The following is an 18,578-nucleotide window of genomic DNA, read 5'->3' on the forward strand; positions in this document are numbered from 1 at the left end:
GTTTTGACCTTTTTTATGTAATTGGATGATTATTTTGCTTTTTCTGCAAAAATAGCATCCAAACCTTCCATTGCAATAGTAAAACCTTCTTTGAAGCCCATTTGGATAATCATTTCCAAATCAGATAGTTTTTCATGTTTAATAACAACATCTACAAAAGTAGAACCGTCTTTTTCAGAAAAAGTCACATCCCAGTCAGAACGCGGAAATTCTTTGTTTAAATTTCCTTCGCTATCGCTAAAAGCATCTAACCATTTTACATTTGTTTTCGGATTTATTGAAGTATAATCGGCAATTGCCCAATGTTTTTCGCCTTCTGGTCCAACCATGGCGTACAATCTGCGTCCGCCTTCTTTAAATTCCATACTCTTTGTTTCCGATTTCCACGGAGCTGGTGCCCACCACAAATCTAGAATCTGAGGTTCGGTCCAAGCAGACCAAACTTGAGGAAGCGATGCATTAAATTCACGTTTTACATTGACAGTATTAGTTTCCTTATCAACAGTAAAATTCATTAAAAGATTTGATTTCATTTTCTTAAGATTTTAAATTCGTTAATAATATTTCGGTTGAAACGGTTTTATTTTTCTGCTAAGATTTTGTCCAAACCTTGCATTGCAGAAGTAAATCCTTCTTTAAAGCCCATTTCAATTATTTTTTGCAATTCTTCAAAACTGTCACGTTTTATTACAATGTCAACAATTGTCGAAGTTCCCTGTTCAGAAAACGTAATATCCCAATACGAACTTCCAAATTCAGAGTTCGGATTTCCTTCGGCATCAGAAAAAGTAGCAGAATGTTTAAAGTTTGTTTTAGGAGAAATTGAAGAATATTCAAAATAACTCCAGCGCTCAGCACCATCAGGACCAACCATAGCATACAATCTTCGTCCGCCTTCTTTAAACTCCATGCTTTTTGTTTCAGATTTAAACGGAGCAGGAGCCCACCATAAATCTAGAATTTCAGGTTCTGTCCACGCAGACCAAACACTAGACAATGGCGCATCGAATTCGCGTTTTACATTCACCCTTTTATTTTCCTTGTCTACAGAAAAATTCATTAATAAATCAGTTTTCATTTTCTTTAGCTTTTAAGTTAAGTAATACTTGATCCAATTGACTAAAACGCTGTTCCCAAATTGCCTTAAATTGCTCCAGCCATTGATCAATTTCTTTCATTTTATCAATTTTGAGCTGATAATAAATTTCTCTGCCCAATTTCTTTTCTTCCAATAAATCACATTCATTCAGTATTTTAATGTGTTTAGAAACTGCTTGTCTTGTAGTTTGAAACTGCTCTGCAATAGCATTTGGCGTTAATGCAGTTGAGGAAATTAAAACCAATATTGCTCTTCTTGTCGGATCGGCAATAGCTTGAAAAATATCTCTTTTCATCTTTTTTGAATATTTATTCGCAACTAATCAGTTGCAAATATACGCAACTTTTTGGTTGCGCAATTCAAAAAGACATTTTTTTATTCAAAAAGTTTAAAGCAAAAAAAAAAGGCGCATCAAAAATGCACCTTTTTCTCTATAATCGTGTTATATAATTATCTTCTAAATTTATTCTTTACAATGATGTCTTTTAGCTTGGCTTTCAGGTCTTCACCTGTATCATAAACCATCTGTTCGTTGTTTGGAAACGCAATAGCGCGTTTATCAAAATACCCTAAATAATTATCATCGCAAGCGTTTCTGTTTCCTTTGTAAGTCGAATACACATTTTCAAAAACATATTCGCTGCTTATCGGGAAAGTCTGCACCAGCTGATTGCTTTTCAAATCTATATAATCCACTTTTGCTGTTACCAGACAAGACTTAAATTGTCTGAATTCATAAACCGTTGCGCGAAGTGTTTTATAATTATCCACTTTAATTTCTTTGCCTAAACTATCCTTTACAGGTCTTCCGCGGTTGTCCAAAAGTGTTTTTACGCCATCTTTAACTTGTCTTTCTTTAACAAATTCTTTCTCTTTAATCTGTTCTGGCGAAATCGCAATTTGTCTGAAATTAAGAATCAAACTATAATCGTAAGACACATTTTTTTGTCTAGCGCTATGATAAACCGTCCATTTGTCATTCAATCCGTAGGTTTTAAAATCCAGTAAATCTTCCTGAAGCATTTTCGGAATCACCATTTCGGTTTCATTTTTAGCATAGACATCTACAAAATCAGTTCCTTTAAACTGAGCATCGTCCATCAGTTTTTTGGTGTTTTTGTAGCCAGGATTAATGCTTTCCAAATAGGCAAAATCGTCGTATGCTTTTCTAAAATCCAATTTATTATTTGATTTTAAAAGAGTAGATGCGTTTTCATATAAATATTTTGAAAGTGCATTTTTGCTGTTTACAATCTCATTCGAATAATTATCAAACGGAAAATTAGCATTTCTTCCCAGTTTCAATAAAGGCAAAGGCAAAATCGGTCTGATTTTTTCCTGACGGTTATTCAACTGTACATAAGTATTATAGATGCGTTCTGCATTTGCCGGATTATTTTCTTTATTCAGCATTTCTAGATTACGCAAATCGCGGTCTTTGGCTTTTGCAAAGGCTTCTTCCAGCAGATAAACATAATCTTGCTTTCCTTTAGACTCTTTTTTAGTGCGAAGAGCTTCAACAGCGCGATCAATTGCACCGTCGTAATTTCCGTCGCTAAGCATTGATTGTGTTGTTTTTACCCCACAAGAAGAAAGGGCTAAAAACAATATAGAAACGAGAAAAGTAATTTTTTGCATAGTGTGTCTTTTGAAGTTGCAAATATATTTTATTTAACTTTCAACAACTATGCCTTTTTCTAATTTATTTAAGGAGCAGAAAAAGCTATTTTCATAAGGACTTTTACTCCCGCTGTCCGCTAAATTCCCGATCAACAAAAACTACGGCTGAAATAGCCTTGTTTTTCTAAATCGGGAGATACCGCTTCCATCGGGGCTAGATTACAGCTTTTGTATTTCAGAGGAAACAAAAAAAATCTAACTATTCGTCCACTTTTTTATATTCAAAAGTACCCACTTCAGGATTGGTTATAACACGTTTCTGACTATCAAAAGAATTTATTGTAAACACAACCGGCAGAATAACAGAAACAATGGTCAATTGAGAATTGTCTTTAGATAATTTCCATTTTGCTTTGTGCGATTCGTCGCCAATAACACTTTCAAAATCGCCATTTTCTTTAAAAACCTGAAAAACCTGATCTGTTTTAAAACGTTTTTCAATGCTTTTTTCTTTTCCGTTTTTAGTCCATTTCACCAATTGCCATTTTCCAATAAGTTCTTTAGAAGTTTGCGCTGATGCAGATAAGCCAATTAAAAATAGAAATGCTAAGATTAATTTTTTCATTTTTAAATTTTTAAAGTTGATTAATATGCTTGTAAATTATTCCTTCTTTTTCAAAAACTATAATAGTACCATTAGGTTCATTTTTTCTTTTGTAAAAAATAGGTTCAGAAATGGTTTTCCAATTATTTTGTCTAGTTTCTCCTAAAGATTTCATCCATTTTTCAGTTTCAAGATTGCCTTTAACTTTTTCTAAATCTTTTGTCCACAATGGAATATGAGCGTTTTTAATTTTGATTACAAACTTATAATCGCGAGAAGAACTTCCTGGTACAGTAAAAAAATTGTTGTTAAATCCGTTAACATTAAATAGATTGAATTCTGCATCTAATATTTCAGAATGGACTTTAATTTCAGGACTTAACTTTTCTATTCGTTCGTTTTTATTTTCTATGTTTTCGCTGTTCATATTAGTTGTTTTTGAACATGAAAGGCATATTGTTAAAATTGCAAATCCTAAGAAATAGTTTTTTTTAAAAGTTTCCATTAAAATTACTTTCGCTTTATTTTTTCAATAATTTTTTAATCAAGACAATCTGCCCCAAATGATAATAACTGTGTTCAATCATAGCTTCGATATTTCTTTTGTAAGTTCCGTATTGGACATCTACAAAACCTTCTTCCAGTTTTTCATCTGGCATTTGTTCTACTAAAGACACAAATTCTTCAGCATCATTCCAGAATCGAGTTAGAAAAGAAGTCCATTGTTCTTGAGAATGAATTGACGGAAAATCAAAACTAAATTTGTCTTTTATATCTAATGTTCCGCCTTTAAAAACCTGATTGATTCCGTTTATGTAGTAATGAATATGCTGCGCCAAAACCGCAATTGTATTTAAGTTTTGAACGGGACTAACTGCAATTTTCCAATCTAGATTTTCGAGCTGATCTCTAAAATTGGTGTTCGCAATCCAAGTTCCGTTTAAAATGACTTCTCTAAAACGATTGGCAATTTCTACTGTACTTTTCATATTCAATAATTTAGGAGATTTTATTTATGAACTTATTCCTGCTGAATCCACTCGTATTTTCCGTTTTTTAGATAAATAATTCCGCCTCCACAGCTTTCTTCGGCATGAATAAAAATCCCATCATTTGGAAGTTTTATTTTGTCTTCTTCTTTTATTTCTTCTTCGGCCATAATTTCACCGTCATCGTTTACATTGTTCCAGACCATTTCTCCTTTGGGTGCTTTCTCAAATGTTCCGACCCAGTCAATTTCGTCAAATCCTTGACCTAAAACATTTTTTCCAAATCCGAAATAATCTGTTCTTTTGTTATTTCCAAAAGTTATTTTTAGACCGCTTTTGTCACTTTTTGTACTTCTAATAATTTCTACGAGTTCGTTTTTTCCGTCTCCGTCTAAATCGCAACTTATTTGGTTGGTTTTATGTTTTTTAGAAATTACCAATGTATCAGCTTCCTCAATGTTAATTTCAGCATTAGTTTTAGGTTTTAATGAGACTTCTAAAATATCTTTTTGAGTAGTTGAGGGTGTTTCGGTTTTAGTTTCATTTTTACATGAAATTACAATTAGGGACAAAAGCAATAAAGTTTGGATTTTCATTATTTTATTATTTTGGCTTTGAAAAATTCAAGGCTAATATAAAAAAATACGTACAGAATCTAAAGTGTTTTTAGTAGTTCTTAAATGGCACAATGAATTTTATGCGCTGACTTTTGATGAATTTTAAATGTATTGTAGCCACCAATATTTATATTCCGATTTATATTTTCCAAACCATTGGCAAGGTTTATAAAGTAGGACAACAACAAAAATCCAAATTAGATAAATTAACCAAAGAGATAAACCGCTTTCTATGCCTTTTGGCCTTCCAAATGTTCCGGTTGCAAATTCAAATTGCGAAAAGCTGAAACCTTGCGCAAAAAGCATAAGAAGTGTTAGAAAATGAATAACATAAAAATGAACGACAAAATAAAATAAAGGTACTTTCCCGTAGACCAAAGACACTTTTTTGATGCTGTTTGTGAATTGTTCTGCAAATGCCAGCAGCAAAAACATAATTCCTAAAGTTGCTAAACAAAATAGGAGAGAAGGTGGGTATTTGGTTAAATTCATAAATGACAAAAAAGTAAAAACGACATTTTTTTGTGTGGTCCATAAAGCTGGATCTCCATAAATGTTTACAAAACGAATTATGATAAATAAGACTAATGCGGTTAAACCAATTTTTGAAAATAGTTGTTTTCTTTTCTCTTCAATCCATTCAAAGAATTTACCAGTTGCAAAACCAACAAGCATAATTCCAAGCCACGGAATCGGCGGATAACCCATTATAAAAGCTCTTCCTGAAAACGGAAATACTATTGGACTAAATAGCGGTGCTAAGGCAGTTTTTAAAATCGAATTTTCTGCAAATGGAATAAGCGGTGTGAGATTGTGAAAAAAGAGTATAAGAAGTCCAATAATTCCTAATGTCTGTGAACGGATTTTCAGTAATGCACTTAAAATGATAAAACCAAAACCTATTGCTGCAATCACTTCAAACAAAAGAGAATGAAAACCAATATCGAAGAATAAACCAAAATTGACAATTGTAAATTCAAGGACAACTAACCAAATTCCTCTTTTGAGTAAAAACTTTCTGGTTTCAGAAACATTATTTTTGTTTTGAAGCGAAAGATAAACCGAAGTTCCAGCCAGAAAAACAAAGGTTGGCGCGCATAAATGAGTTATAAAACGCGTAAAAAACAGTAAAGGTATAGTAGTTGTTAAATCGGTTGGACTTTGCGTAATAGAATCAACATGCATCAAATCTCGAACATGATCGAGCGCCATAATAATCATTACAATTCCGCGGACAATGTCGATTGATGGCTGTCGATTCATGGGTTTGATTTTTAAATACTTAAGAGTAAATCTAATGAATTATTTTTTAAGTATTTAAGCAATATTAGTAATTGTAAATGAATTGCCTCCAGCTTTAGTTGGAGGTATATTTGATAAAAGTAAAAAGGCTTTAGCCAAAAAAGATTTGGCTAAAGCCCTATGAGAAAGACTTTGTTATTAACCTCTAGCTCAAGCTGGAGGCAATTGAAAAATATATTTATTTAGATTTCCTAATCTTTACCTGATATACAATTTCCCAAAAAATAATAGAAAGAACAGCATTCGCAAATATGGCCGTTTTAACCTGATACGGATCATAATCTACAAGCAGATGCAAATTGGTAAACTGTAAAGCTAGAAACATAGCCAAAGCCGCAATTCCGACAGCGCAAAGTACATTAAGCAAAGGTTTCCATTTTAGGGCTGTAAAAGCATAAATAAGATTCAGGATACCAAAGCCAACTCCAAGAGTTACAAAACCATCACCTTTAAATTTCTCATTTAGTTCAAGAAAAAAATGGGTAGAAGTAAGGTATAAAAAGAAAAGAATAGAGTAAATCAGGATTCGTACTTGAGGTTTCATTTTTTGTAATTTTTATTTTTAAAAGTGTAAGATTTTTTTGTTTATTTGCTTATCAGAAAAGTAAAGCTTTAAAAAGATAAAATTATGGATAAATTAATTAATGATTTTCAGTTTGGGTTATTTATTTGGCAGTTTTTAATTATTGCATTTTGCATCTTTTTATTTTATCTGTTGTATTTGTTGTTCAAGTTTTTGCGAAAAAATGTATAATCACTGTTTTAAGATATATTTAAAAAATCCCGTTTCTTTACTTGAAACGGGATTTTTTTTATTCTAAAATTGCCTCGACTTTAGTTTCCGATTTTTCTTTTAACGGACTATCTGGCTGCAGACTCCAAATAACTAGAAATCTACCTTTTGCTATATATTCTTCTGGATGTTCAGCCGTTGGTTCACCAGCTTTTCCCCAAAGTAAACCTTGCAGGAATCTATCGCCTTTAAAAACATGATCAAATTCAAAATACATAATTGAACCGCGATCTGCTTTACTTTTAAAACTCTGAATCGCTTTACTTTTTACAGTTCCTACAATATTGCTGTACGTTTCAATATCATTATAAAAACTGCAGGCCTGTGGCGTAATGCAAATATTACCGTCGCTTACCATGTAACCGCCTTTTGGAATTTCTTTTGGTTTTAGTTTTAAATCGGCTAAGGTTTGACTGAATGTATTGGTTGCAAATAATAGTAATAGTGTTGATAGTAGGATTGTAGGTTTCATTAATTTTTTTGGTTTATTTGGATTTGTATATTGTTATAATTTGTTATCTAAATACATTAAAATGAAAATGCATGTAGAAAAAAGAAATATTTGAAATGCAACATTACTAGTTCTATATAGCATTCTGCTTCTTTTGGTTTCTTGTAGCCATTCAGCTGTATATTCTTTATCTTTTTTCTTAAAAGTTTGATCATTAAAATACTTAAAAACAAAAAAGAAAACAAGAAAAGCGATAAAAACAAATGGCTCACTAATTTTTAAATTAGGTAGAAAAATTTTCTTAATAATTAGTGAAATTAAAAATATTAATAATGATTCGTGTATTGAAATCGAAGTGGTGGCTTGCCAACTGTTTATTGATCTTGTGTTGATATAAAAGAATCTTCGATAAATTTTTTTAATGTCCAAAAGTTGTTTTTTTATTTGTTTGATTTTACAATTCGAACTAACTTCTAAAAACATTAATTGTTTTTGATAAAATTAAATACAATTGAAATGCAGTTATAGAGACCGTAATAAGTGTGAGATAAGCAGAAGAATTAATAAGTTTATTGTTTTCTATCTGTAATTGTTTTGCAATATTTACTCTTCTGTTATTTAGGGTTTTTAAGAAATGCATTAATACGATTGACCAGCTAAACATTAAAAGTATAAAAAAGGCAAAGCCATTTGGCATTCCTTCGATGTTTAGTAAAGTATAAATTTTGGTAAAAACTATTGCAATTACAAAATAGACTAATGCGTAGAAAAGTATTTTTTTTAACCCATTTTCAGGTTTTAGAAAATAAAAAATGGAGCAATTTAGTAGGACAATAAAAAGAGCAAGAAGAAGATGTGACATTTTGTTTCTGAGCTTAAAAAAAGCACAAAGTAAATCTCTGTGCTTTTGTAAAATTTATATTTCTAAGGAATTATTTTCCTTTTAGTAATTTTTCTAAATATTCAACTTTGTCTTTTTCAGCCTGAACCAAACGTTCGTAAAGTTCTACAACTTTGTCAAGTGGATTGAAATTGCAAATATTATTATGACCAAAATTGCTGTTTGAAACGGAATCATTAAATGTATTAAAATAATTAAATACATTTTCTTCAGAAAAACTCTCAATCGCTTCTACCGTAACGCCAAGTGCTTCTGCAATTTTTGAAAGTTTAGAATCATCAATAGTTTCACTTCCTTCAATACCAGAAATTGCCTGCTGATTTGTACCAATTGCCTGCGCAAGTGCTTCCTGCTTCATACCTCGAAGCTCTCTGATTCGGCTGATGTTTCTGCCGATATGTTTTGGTTTTGATGTTGTGCTCATAATTTCAAAGGTATTTATTTTTTTTGGAAACAAAAATACGGTTTTTCTTACGATTTAATTGATTGTTATTTTCTGACTTCCAATTTTAAAATCTGATTTGAATTTTCTATTTTGATATAGCCAATCTTAACATATTTATTTTGGTCTATTGCTCCACCATGTGATTTTGCATCATTATATCCAAAACCTGATATGTCAAAATCGGAGAATTGGAATTGTACTCCGTTAACAGTAAATCTTTCGCTATCGTGACCACCTTCAGGCATTGCGTGAAAATTGGTTACAAATCCTTCAGTTTCAAATAGAGAGTTTTTATATAAGTTATAAGTTTTGTAATATTTACTGCCAAACATTATTACGAAAAGTATAAAAATAAATACAGAAATATATTGGAATATATACACTTTAAATTTCTGCTGTTCGGGATTTTTAAATAAATCTTCATCCTTGTCATTTTCAATCAAGAATAATAGAAATCTTGAGAATAAGAAAAACCCAATTGGAACAAATAATATTTGAAGCTTTTTGAATCCGTCGCTGGATGCAAAATCATAAATAGTCTCAAAGGAATTCATAGTTTACAAATAATTGCGATTTACTTCTTTATTTCAAATATAATATTTCTTGAAAAATAAGTGTTTTTAGTAGTCATCAAACTTTTAATTATTTCCAATTTTGTCATTTCGACGTAAGGAGACCCGAGCGATAGCGAACAGGCAAAGCAAATTTTCGTAAGTAACTCCACAAAGATTAGAAATTAAACACAGAGATTAAGTATTAATTATCCACAATCTTGTCATTTCGACGAAGGAGAAATCTTCGCAAGTAACTCTACAAAGATTGGAACCATTATTCAAATAAATAATTTAGAAAGTCCAAATCAGGATTAGTGGTTTTTATTAATTCAATTTTCTTTTCTCTCCGCCAATCTTTTATTTCTTTTTCTCGAGCAATTGCTTCTTGAATCCAAGTGAATTTTTCGTAGTACAACAAATAAGTAGCATTGTATTTTGATGTAAAGGTTTTATTTCCAGCTGTATTGTTTTCTCTATGCTGGCTCAAGCGGATTCTTAAATTATTTGTTACTCCTGTGTAGAAAACTGTTTTGTGTTTGTTTGTTAGGATGTATATATAGTAGGTGTGATGGCCTTCTTGATGTAGCATTTTTTGGTGCTAAAGATAAATAATTTTTAAGATTTTTCTCTCTTTTTGACTTTGATATGCTTTGTGGAGTTACTTGCGAGGATTTCTCCTTACGTCGAAATGACAAATATTGTGGTTACTTTGCGTGGGCTTCGACTTCGCTCAGCCTGACAATACGTTTGCAAAATAATCTAAAATCTAAACTCAAAAATCTGAAATAAAAAAATCCCGCCTCAATTAAGAAACGGGATTAAAGTGATATTCTCTTTTTTTCTATTGTTAAACCGTAGCAGCAACTTCTTCTGGCAACGGAATTTGATTTTTAAGTAAATCTTCAAATGTTTCAGCTTGGCGAATTAAGATTCCCTGACCGTTCATCCAAAGAACTTCGGCTGGTTTGTATCTTGAGTTGTAGTTTGAAGACATTGAGAAACAATATGCTCCTGCATTTCTGAAAGATAAAATGTCTCCTTCAGTAATTTCCTGAATTCTACGGTTGTTTGCAAAAGTATCAGTTTCGCAAATGTATCCTACAACAGAGTAAAAACGCTCTTTTCCTTTTGGGTTTGAGATGTTTTCAATATGATGTGAAGATCCGTACAACATTGGACGGATTAAGTGGTTGAAACCACTGTCAACTCCAGCAAAAACTGTTGAGGTAGTTTGTTTTACTACGTTTACTTTTACTAAGAAATGACCTGCTTCGCTCACCAAGAATTTTCCTGGTTCGAAAATCAAAGTTAAATCTCTTCCGTATTCAGTACAGAAAGCGTTGAATCTTTTAGATAATTTTTTACCTAATTCTTCGATGTCTGTTTCGATATCGTCTTTTTTGTAAGGAACTTTGAATCCGCTTCCGAAATCTAGGAATTGTAGATCTTTGAAATGTTTTGCCGTGTCAAATAAGATTTCAGCAGCATACAAGAATACTTCGATATCTAAAATATCAGATCCTGTGTGCATGTGAATTCCAACAATGCTCATTTTTGTATTTTCAACAATTCGCAAGATATGCGGAATCTGGTGAACAGAAATTCCGAATTTACTATCGATATGTCCAACAGAAATGTTAGCGTTTCCGCCTGCCATTACGTGTGGATTGATACGAATACATACCGGAATATGTGGATGTTTTGTTCCGAATTGTTCCAGAATAGATAAATTGTCGATATTGATTTGTACACCCATTGCGGCAACTTCTTCGATTTCTTCTAGAGAAACGCCGTTTGGTGTAAAGAAAATTCTTTCGGGTTCATAGCCAGCATGAAGTCCTAACTGAACTTCCTGAATTGATACAGTGTCTAAACCAGACCCCATGTTCTTTAATAACTGTAGAATCGCAACGTTTGACAATGCCTTCATGGCGTAATTAACTCTTAAGTTTTCTACCTTAGAGAAAGCTTTAGTTAATCTGTTGTACTGAGATTGGATTTTTTCAGCATCGTAAACATACAATGGACTTCCAAATTGGTCTGCTAACTGCAGTAAATCTTTTGCTTGCATTTTTAAATCATTTTGGGCAAAGTTATTACACTTTTATCTATCAGCAAATAATTTGTAGAAAAATAACAAATTATAACAAATTGTTTTATTTCAAACAAAAAGTTGCTGTTTTTGAGATTTTATAACCTTTTTAGAGGTGCTGAGGTTCTAAGATGCTAAGTTACTAAGTTTTTTTGGCTCGAATTCGCGAATTAACTTATTCTTAAATGCTGTTAAAATTGTTTTTTGCCACAGATTTCACAGATTAAATAGATTTTTTTCTTGGCCACAAATTACGCGAATTTCCACGAATTTTTAATCTTAGATTTTTCGCAAAATGCTCAAAATATAGCCCGTGGTTTCAACCACGGGCAACGTTGCGGATTGGATGCAATCACATATTGTGTTCCCGTGGTTGAAACCACGGGCTATATTGAAATAGAAACCGGCCAAAAAATAAAAATTCGCGGAAATTGGTGTAATTAGTGGCTGAAATAAAATCCATATAATATGTGGCTAAAAAAAACAAAACCCCTGAATATTAAATCCAAGGGTTTGTTAGTAGTTATGTTGTTTATCGGAATAAAGATTTAATAAAATGCAAGGAAAAAAACTTAAAACCTTAGCACCTTAGTATCTCAGAACCTTAATTTATAAGCTCGGTAAATCTCCTTTTCCTTTAGTAGGCAAGTTTGTAGATCCCATAAGGAACAAATCTACTTCTCTTGCTGCTTCACGACCTTCTGAAATAGCCCACACGATTAATGATTGTCCTCTTCTCATATCACCAGCAGTGAAGATGTGAGGAACGTTTGTTTGATAGTTATGCGCTTTGTAATTGCTTCTCATATCAGTTTCGATTCCTAATTGCTCGCTTAACGTTTTCTCTGGACCAGTAAATCCAAGCGCTAATAAAGCTAAATCGCAAGGCCAGATTTTCTCAGAACCTTCTTTTTCGATTAATTCAGGACGCTGACCAGGAGTCATTTTCCATTGCACTTCAACAGTTTTTAATCCAGTTAATTCGCCTTTATCGTTAGAAATGAATTCTTTTGTGTTGATTAACCAGTTTCTGTCACAACCTTCTTCGTGAGAAGAAGATGTTTTAAGCTGCAACGGCCAGAAAGGCCAAGGAGTTGATTCGCTTCTTCCAACAGGAGGTTTTGGTAAAATCTCAAAGTTAGTTACCGATTTAGCTCCATGTCTGTTAGAAGTTCCAATACAGTCAGAACCAGTATCTCCGCCACCAATAACGATTACATCTTTACCAGTTGCTTTAACCTGATCTGGAATTGATTCTCCGTATAAAACTTTAGTTTGTTGAGTCAAGAAATCCATTGCTTGAACAACGCCTTTGCTTTCGATTCCTTTAGTTGGCAAGCTTCTTCTTTCAGTTGCTCCTCCACATAAAACGATAGAATCGAATTGGTTTAATTCTTCAACACTGAAGTTAACACCAACATTTACGTTAGTTTTGAAAGTGATTCCTTCTGCTTCAAGAATTGCTACACGACGATCAATAATTCCTTTTTCTAATTTGAAATTAGGAATTCCGTAACGTAATAAACCTCCAATTGCGTTGTCTCTTTCAAAAACAGTAACCGTATGACCAGCTCTGTTTAATTGCTGAGCCGCTGCAAGACCTGCAGGACCTGAACCAATAACAGCAACTGTTTTACCAGTTCTTGTTTTTGGCGCTTGTGGTTTAATCCATCCTTCAGCGAAACCTCTTTCTACAATGCTTTTTTCGATGTTTTCGATAGAAACTGGATCTTTGATGATTCCTAATACACATGATTTCTCACATGGAGCAGGGCATAAGCGTCCTGTAAATTCAGGGAAGTTATTAGTAGATTGTAAAATCTCTAATGCACTCTGCCATTCTTCCTGATGCACCATGTCGTTGAAGTCAGGAATTAAATTTCCTAACGGACAACCACTGTGGCAAAAAGGAATTCCACAGTCCATACATCTTGATCCTTGTTCTTTTAATTTATCTTTTGGTACCGGAATAGTAAATTCGTTGTAGTTAGAAACACGTTCTGCTACTGCTAAATTACTTTCGTCGGCTCTGTTATATTCTTTAAATCCGCCTATTTTACCCATGACATTTTAATTAAATCTAAATGATTAAAATTCCAATTACTAAATTCCAAATTCCAATTTTTTTAACCGCAAAGAGCGCAAAGGCTTTTTTAAAATTCTTTGAGAGTTTTAAGTTCGCAAAGCTTTGAGGTTGATTTCAATCTAAAATCTAAAATCTGAATTCTAAAATCATTTATCCCGCTATTAATTCTTCTATTTTTTTCTCTTCTGCAATTCTTTGTAATGCTTTTTTGTAATCAGTTGGCATTACTTTTACGAAGTGCTGTTGTTGGTTTTCCCAGTCTGCTAAAATTCTTTTTGCTAATGGACTGCTTGTGTACAATGAATGATTTTTGATCAGTTTTCTTAGTTTCGTAAGATCTTCTTCTTCCATTGGGTCGAATGCAACCATTTCCATGTTACAAACTGTAGAATCGAATTTCTTATTTGGATCGTAAACATAAGCTACACCACCGCTCATACCAGCCGCGAAGTTTCTTCCTGTTTTTCCTAAAACTACTACTGTACCACCGGTCATGTACTCGCATCCGTGATCTCCAATTCCTTCAACAACTGCTGTTGCTCCAGAATTTCTTACACAGAAACGCTCTCCGGCCATTCCATTAATATAAGCCTCTCCGGTAATAGCTCCGTAAAGGGCAACGTTTCCGATAATGATATTGTCTTCAGGTTTGAAAGTAGCAGTAGGAGGTACTTTTACAATTAATTTTCCTCCAGAAAGACCTTTTCCTAAATAATCATTACAGTTTCCGTGAATTTTAAATGACAATCCGTTTGTTGCAAAAGCACCAAAACTTTGCCCGGCAGAACCTTCAAAATCAACTAAAATAGTGTCATCAGGTAATCCTTGTGCGCCGTAGATTTTTGAGATTTCGTTACTCAAAATCGCACCTACAGAACGGTCTGTATTTTTAATTTTAAAGGTTACTCTTGTTTTCTCTTTTCTATAGATAGACGGAATTGCTTCTTTGATGATGTCAAAATCCAATACATTTTCAAGTTGGTGATCTTGAGTAGTTGTATTATGATTTGGCTCTGTTTTCGCTTTTTCCGGTTTGTATAGAATTGATGACAAGTCTAAACCATTTGCTTTATAATGTTTGATGGCTTTGTTCACATTTAATTTTTGTGACTGACCTACCATTTCTTTTAAAGTTCTGAAACCTAACTGAGCCATGATTTCTCTTAACTCTTCAGCAATAAAATACATGAAGTTGATTACGTGCTCTGGAGTTCCTTTGAAATTCTTTCTCAATTCAGGATCCTGAGTTGCAATACCAACTGGGCACGTATTTAAGTGACAAGCTCTCATCATTATACATCCAGAAGCTACAAGCGGAGCCGTTGCGAAACCGAATTCTTCAGCTCCTAATAAAGCTGCGATGGCAACGTCACGACCTGTTTTTAACTGTCCGTCACACTCAAGAACTACACGGCTTCTTAAATCGTTTAAGATCAAAGTTTGTTGTGCTTCAGCTAAACCAAGTTCCCACGGAATACCTGTGTGCTGTAAAGATGTTAATGGTGCAGCTCCCGTTCCTCCGTCGTAACCAGAAATTAAGATAACGTCAGCTTTTGCTTTGGCAACACCGGCAGCGATGGTTCCAACTCCAACTTCAGAAACTAATTTTACGTTAATACGAGCTTCACGGTTTGCGTTTTTCAAATCGTAAATCAACTGAGATAAATCCTCAATTGAGTAAATATCGTGGTGAGGAGGAGGCGAAATCAAACCTACATAAGGTGTAGAGTTTCTAGTTTCAGCAATCCAAGGCACTACTTTTTCTCCAGGTAACTGTCCACCTTCACCAGGTTTTGCTCCCTGAGCCATTTTAATCTGGATTTCTTTAGCGTTTGTCAAATAGTTGATCGAAACACCAAAACGTCCCGACGCCACTTGTTTGATTGCAGAGTTTCTAGAATCTCCGTTAATTTCTTTCTGGAAACGTTTTGGATCTTCTCCACCTTCTCCAGAGTTACTTTTTCCGCCAATTCTGTTCATTGCAATTGCTAAATTCTCGTGTGCTTCTCTAGAAATAGATCCGTAAGACATTGCACCCGTTTTGAATTTCTTTACAATTTCTGTCCAAGGTTCTACTTCGTCAATAGAAATTGGATCTAAGTTGTTGAATTCAAATAAACCTCTAATAGTCATTAAGTTTGAGCTTTGCTCGTTAACGGCATTTGAGTATTCTTTATAACTCTCTGGGCTGTTTAAACGAACCGCTTGTTGTAATTTAGAAATAGTGGTTGGGTTAAACATGTGTTTTTCACCACCACGTCTCCATCTGTAAATACCTCCAATTTCAAGAGAAAGTAAACTAGCAACTTTTGAATTTGGGAAAGCTTTTTGGAAACGTTTTTTCACTTCTTTTTCTACTTCCATTAAACCAATTCCTTCAATTCTTGATGGAGTGTAAGGGAAGTATTTAGATGTAAATGTTTTGTTTAAACCTAAAATCTCGAAAATCTGAGCAGCTCTATATGAATGTAAAGTAGAGATACCGATTTTGTTCATGATTTTCACGATTCCTTTTGCAATCGCTTTGTTGTAATTAACAACAGCATAATCAGCTTTTACTTTTGTGATGAAACCTTTTTCAACTTGATCGTGAATAATTTCATTTACCATGTATGGATTGATTGCACTTGCACCATATCCGAACAATAAAGCAAAATGATGAGGTTCTCTAGGTTCAGCAGATTCGATGATGATTCCGAATTTAGAACGAACTTGTAAAATGTTCAAAGAGTGGTGAATGTAAGAACAAGCCAATAACATTGGGATTGGAGCTAATTCTTCGCTTACGCCTCTATCCGATAAGATAATGATGTTGCATCCTTCTTCAACCGCTTTAAAGGTTGCCTGAACACATTTTTCAAGCGCACGCTCCAAACCGTTAACTCCTTTTTCTATTTTGTATAAAGTAGAAATAGTAGCCGATTTGAAATCTGGGTGATCGATATTTCTAATTTTATCCAAATCCTCGTTAGAAACAACTGGATTTTGGATTTTTAATTTTTTACATTGTTTAGATTCAATTTCGAAAATATTGAAATCTCCTCCAATTGCTAAACTGATATCAGTAATGATTTCTTCACGAATACCATCCAACGGCGGGTTTGTAACCTGAGCAAATAATTGTTTGAAGTAATTGTACAACAACTGTGGTTGTTCTGATAAAACAGCCAAAGGTGTATCATTACCCATAGAACTGATTGCTTCAGCTCCGTCGCTACCCATTGGATTAATGATTGTTTTTAAATCTTCAATAGTATAACCAAACAAACGCTGTCTTGTTAAGAAATCTAATTTTTCAACAGGAGTAGGGTTGTTTGTGTAAGGAACGCTAGCCAATGGCAATAAGTTTTCCTCAACCCATTGCTTGTATGGACGTTTTGTAACGATCGCTTTTTTAACTTCTTCGTCTTCGATGATACGACCTTCATTCATATCAACCAAGAACATTTTTCCTGGCTCTAAACGTCCGTGCTGAATCACATCTTCTGGATCGATGTCTAATACACCAATTTCAGATGACATAATTACGAATCCGCTTTTTGTTAAAGTATAACGAGAAGGACGCAATCCGTTTCTGTCTAGTAAAGCACCAATTACGTTACCATCTGTAAACGGAATAGAAGCTGGACCATCCCAAGGCTCCATGATACAAGCATTAAACTCGTAAAAAGCTTTTTTCTCAGGAGACATTGTCTGGTGTTTTTCCCAAGCTTCAGGAACTACCATCATCATTGCTTCTGGAAGAGAGCGGCCTGTCATTAATAAAAGCTCAATCACCATATCCATAGAAGCAGAATCTGATTTTCCTTCTAAGATAATTGGGAATAGTTTTTTGATATCATCGCCAAAAACTTTGCTCTGCATAAGCTCTTCACGAGCACGCATACGGCTTACGTTTCCACGAAGTGTATTGATCTCACCATTATGACACATGTATCTAAACGGTTGAGCTAAGTCCCAAGATGGGAATGTATTTGTAGAGAAACGCTGGTGTACAAGTGCTAAACGAGTCACCAAGTCTGGATCTTTCAAATCTATATAATAACGGCTGATGTCTTCTGGCATCAATAGACCTTTATATATTATAGTAGTTGTCGATAAACTAGTAAAATAAAACATGTGGCTTTCAGAAGTTTTTGATCCTCTTACGGCGTGTTCTGCAATTTTTCTAGCTGCAAAAAGTTTTGCATTAAATTCTTGTTCAGTTAAATCCTGTCCGTTTTTAGAAACGAAAACTTGTTTAACAGTTGGTTCTTTTTCTGCGGCAATTTCACCTAGATTTTCAACGTCAACGGGTACATCTCTCCAACCTAAAACTTTTAAGTTTTGGTCTTTGATTGTTGCTTCAAATGCATTGATACAAAAAGAAACTTGGTTTTTGCTTTTTGGTAAAAAAACCATTCCTACTGCATACTCACGCGCTTCTGGGATTTCAAAGTCACAAACTTTCTTAAAAAAATCATGAGGAATGTCGAATAAAATTCCGGCTCCGTCACCAGTTCTTCCATCAGAACTAACGGCACCACGATGTTCTAATTTAATTAAGATGTCTAATGCTTTGTGAATAATATCATTTGACTTAATACCATTCAAATTACAAATAAATCCTGCACCACAATTGTCGTGTTCAAATTCAGGCAGATAAAGCCCTTGTTCTTTAACTCTCATTCTTGATATTTTTTTTACAAAAATAAAGATTTCGTTAAACATAATGTAGTGAATTAGTGCTTTTGCTTTCATTTTTGCTGTAATATTAGAAAAAGCATTCTTAATTATTAATATTATGATATAAAGCATCCCGAATTGCTAAAAATATAATTACTCTTAAAATATATTAGGAAAAATCGTCGGTAGGCCAATAAAACCAATGAATTTTTTGTTAAATATCAAACGTTTTATGCGAATTGTGTTAACATTAACAAATTGTTCCGTTAACGATTTGTTTGCTTTGAAGAATTATCAACGGCTAATACCTATATATAACATTTATTTAATTGAAAAAGATTTTACTATTAAGTTGTATTT

General features: G+C 33.4%; 16 protein-coding genes and 1 pseudogene. All 17 read right to left on the reverse strand.

All coding sequences use genetic code 11. The features are described 5' to 3' along the window. Positions 1–29: 29 nt before the first annotated feature. On the reverse strand, positions 30–533 hold the full coding sequence (locus tag NCC77_RS08400; protein WP_250835172.1) for an SRPBCC family protein: 504 nt from the start codon (positions 531–533) through the stop codon (positions 30–32). A 47-nt stretch (positions 534–580) separates the two neighbouring features. Next, positions 581–1,078 (reverse strand): SRPBCC family protein, encoded by a 498-nt coding sequence (locus NCC77_RS08405; RefSeq protein ID WP_250835173.1) that lies wholly within the window; start codon positions 1,076–1,078, stop codon positions 581–583. Further along, entirely contained in the window at positions 1,068–1,394 is a 327-nt protein-coding gene (locus NCC77_RS08410) for an ArsR/SmtB family transcription factor (RefSeq protein ID WP_250835174.1), read from the reverse strand. Before NCC77_RS08410 ends, NCC77_RS08405 begins: the two co-directional genes overlap by 11 nt. Positions 1,395–1,549: 155 nt before the next feature. Next, positions 1,550–2,737, reverse strand: a complete 1,188-nt coding sequence (locus NCC77_RS08415) for a hypothetical protein (protein ID WP_250835175.1) — start codon at positions 2,735–2,737, stop codon at positions 1,550–1,552. A 241-nt stretch (positions 2,738–2,978) separates the two neighbouring features. Then, entirely contained in the window at positions 2,979–3,344 is a 366-nt protein-coding gene (locus NCC77_RS08420; RefSeq protein WP_250835176.1) for a hypothetical protein, read from the reverse strand. 10 nt (positions 3,345–3,354) lie between these two features. Then, positions 3,355–3,750 (reverse strand): hypothetical protein, encoded by a 396-nt coding sequence (locus NCC77_RS08425; protein WP_250835177.1) that lies wholly within the window; start codon positions 3,748–3,750, stop codon positions 3,355–3,357. A gap of 94 nt (positions 3,751–3,844) precedes the next feature. Further along, positions 3,845–4,312: a DUF1572 domain-containing protein gene (locus NCC77_RS08430; RefSeq protein ID WP_250835178.1), complete on the reverse strand. Its 468-nt coding sequence runs from the start codon at positions 4,310–4,312 to the stop codon at positions 3,845–3,847. A gap of 32 nt (positions 4,313–4,344) precedes the next feature. Further along, positions 4,345–4,908, reverse strand: a complete 564-nt coding sequence (locus NCC77_RS08435) for a hypothetical protein (RefSeq protein WP_250835179.1) — start codon at positions 4,906–4,908, stop codon at positions 4,345–4,347. A 123-nt stretch (positions 4,909–5,031) separates the two neighbouring features. Continuing rightward, entirely contained in the window at positions 5,032–6,192 is a 1,161-nt protein-coding gene (locus NCC77_RS08440) for an acetyltransferase domain-containing protein (RefSeq protein ID WP_250835180.1), read from the reverse strand. A gap of 217 nt (positions 6,193–6,409) precedes the next feature. Beyond that, a complete protein-coding gene (locus NCC77_RS08445) occupies positions 6,410–6,775 on the reverse strand; it encodes a hypothetical protein (RefSeq protein WP_095931341.1) in 366 nt (121 codons plus the stop codon). A gap of 268 nt (positions 6,776–7,043) precedes the next feature. Continuing rightward, positions 7,044–7,496, reverse strand: coding sequence for a hypothetical protein (locus NCC77_RS08450; RefSeq protein ID WP_250835181.1), 453 nt, complete (start codon positions 7,494–7,496; stop codon positions 7,044–7,046). 911 nt (positions 7,497–8,407) lie between these two features. Then, the gene (locus tag NCC77_RS08455) at positions 8,408–8,800 is read right to left on the reverse strand and encodes a helix-turn-helix domain-containing protein (protein WP_250835182.1); all 393 of its coding nucleotides are present in this window, start codon (positions 8,798–8,800) and stop codon (positions 8,408–8,410) included. 65 nt (positions 8,801–8,865) lie between these two features. Further along, on the reverse strand, positions 8,866–9,375 hold the full coding sequence (locus NCC77_RS08460; RefSeq protein WP_250835183.1) for a hypothetical protein: 510 nt from the start codon (positions 9,373–9,375) through the stop codon (positions 8,866–8,868). 274 nt (positions 9,376–9,649) lie between these two features. Next, a complete protein-coding gene (locus tag NCC77_RS08465) occupies positions 9,650–9,964 on the reverse strand; it encodes a GIY-YIG nuclease family protein (RefSeq protein ID WP_250835184.1) in 315 nt (104 codons plus the stop codon). 258 nt (positions 9,965–10,222) lie between these two features. Then, a pseudogene (lysA, locus tag NCC77_RS08470) lies at positions 10,223–11,449 on the reverse strand (diaminopimelate decarboxylase); the annotation flags it as partial. A 627-nt stretch (positions 11,450–12,076) separates the two neighbouring features. Next, complete coding sequence (locus tag NCC77_RS08475) at positions 12,077–13,531, reverse strand: glutamate synthase subunit beta (protein WP_012024227.1); 1,455 nt, start codon at positions 13,529–13,531, stop codon at positions 12,077–12,079. A gap of 172 nt (positions 13,532–13,703) precedes the next feature. Next, a complete protein-coding gene (gene gltB / locus NCC77_RS08480) occupies positions 13,704–18,221 on the reverse strand; it encodes a glutamate synthase large subunit (protein WP_250835186.1) in 4,518 nt (1,505 codons plus the stop codon). Positions 18,222–18,578 lie beyond the last annotated feature (357 nt).

The sequence above is a fragment of the Flavobacterium tyrosinilyticum genome (assembly GCF_023656565.1).
Classification (GTDB): domain Bacteria; phylum Bacteroidota; class Bacteroidia; order Flavobacteriales; family Flavobacteriaceae; genus Flavobacterium; species Flavobacterium tyrosinilyticum.

Bases quoted from the DNA above. Each gene is read 5' to 3' on its own strand.
- NCC77_RS08400 (WP_250835172.1), bottom strand. From the start codon at position 533: ATGAAATCAAATCTTTTAATGAATTTTACTGTTGATAAGGAAACTAAT.
- NCC77_RS08405 (WP_250835173.1), bottom strand. From the start codon at position 1,078: ATGAAAACTGATTTATTAATGAATTTTTCTGTAGACAAGGAAAATAAA.
- NCC77_RS08410 (WP_250835174.1), bottom strand. From the start codon at position 1,394: ATGAAAAGAGATATTTTTCAAGCTATTGCCGATCCGACAAGAAGAGCA.
- NCC77_RS08415 (WP_250835175.1), bottom strand. From the start codon at position 2,737: ATGCAAAAAATTACTTTTCTCGTTTCTATATTGTTTTTAGCCCTTTCT.
- NCC77_RS08420 (WP_250835176.1), bottom strand. From the start codon at position 3,344: ATGAAAAAATTAATCTTAGCATTTCTATTTTTAATTGGCTTATCTGCA.
- NCC77_RS08425 (WP_250835177.1), bottom strand. From the start codon at position 3,750: ATGAACAGCGAAAACATAGAAAATAAAAACGAACGAATAGAAAAGTTA.
- NCC77_RS08430 (WP_250835178.1), bottom strand. From the start codon at position 4,312: ATGAAAAGTACAGTAGAAATTGCCAATCGTTTTAGAGAAGTCATTTTA.
- NCC77_RS08435 (WP_250835179.1), bottom strand. From the start codon at position 4,908: ATGAAAATCCAAACTTTATTGCTTTTGTCCCTAATTGTAATTTCATGT.
- NCC77_RS08440 (WP_250835180.1), bottom strand. From the start codon at position 6,192: ATGAATCGACAGCCATCAATCGACATTGTCCGCGGAATTGTAATGATT.
- NCC77_RS08445 (WP_095931341.1), bottom strand. From the start codon at position 6,775: ATGAAACCTCAAGTACGAATCCTGATTTACTCTATTCTTTTCTTTTTA.
- NCC77_RS08450 (WP_250835181.1), bottom strand. From the start codon at position 7,496: ATGAAACCTACAATCCTACTATCAACACTATTACTATTATTTGCAACC.
- NCC77_RS08455 (WP_250835182.1), bottom strand. From the start codon at position 8,800: ATGAGCACAACATCAAAACCAAAACATATCGGCAGAAACATCAGCCGA.
- NCC77_RS08460 (WP_250835183.1), bottom strand. From the start codon at position 9,375: ATGAATTCCTTTGAGACTATTTATGATTTTGCATCCAGCGACGGATTC.
- NCC77_RS08465 (WP_250835184.1), bottom strand. From the start codon at position 9,964: ATGCTACATCAAGAAGGCCATCACACCTACTATATATACATCCTAACA.
- NCC77_RS08475 (WP_012024227.1), bottom strand. From the start codon at position 13,531: ATGGGTAAAATAGGCGGATTTAAAGAATATAACAGAGCCGACGAAAGT.
- gltB (WP_250835186.1), bottom strand. From the start codon at position 18,221: ATGAGAGTTAAAGAACAAGGGCTTTATCTGCCTGAATTTGAACACGAC.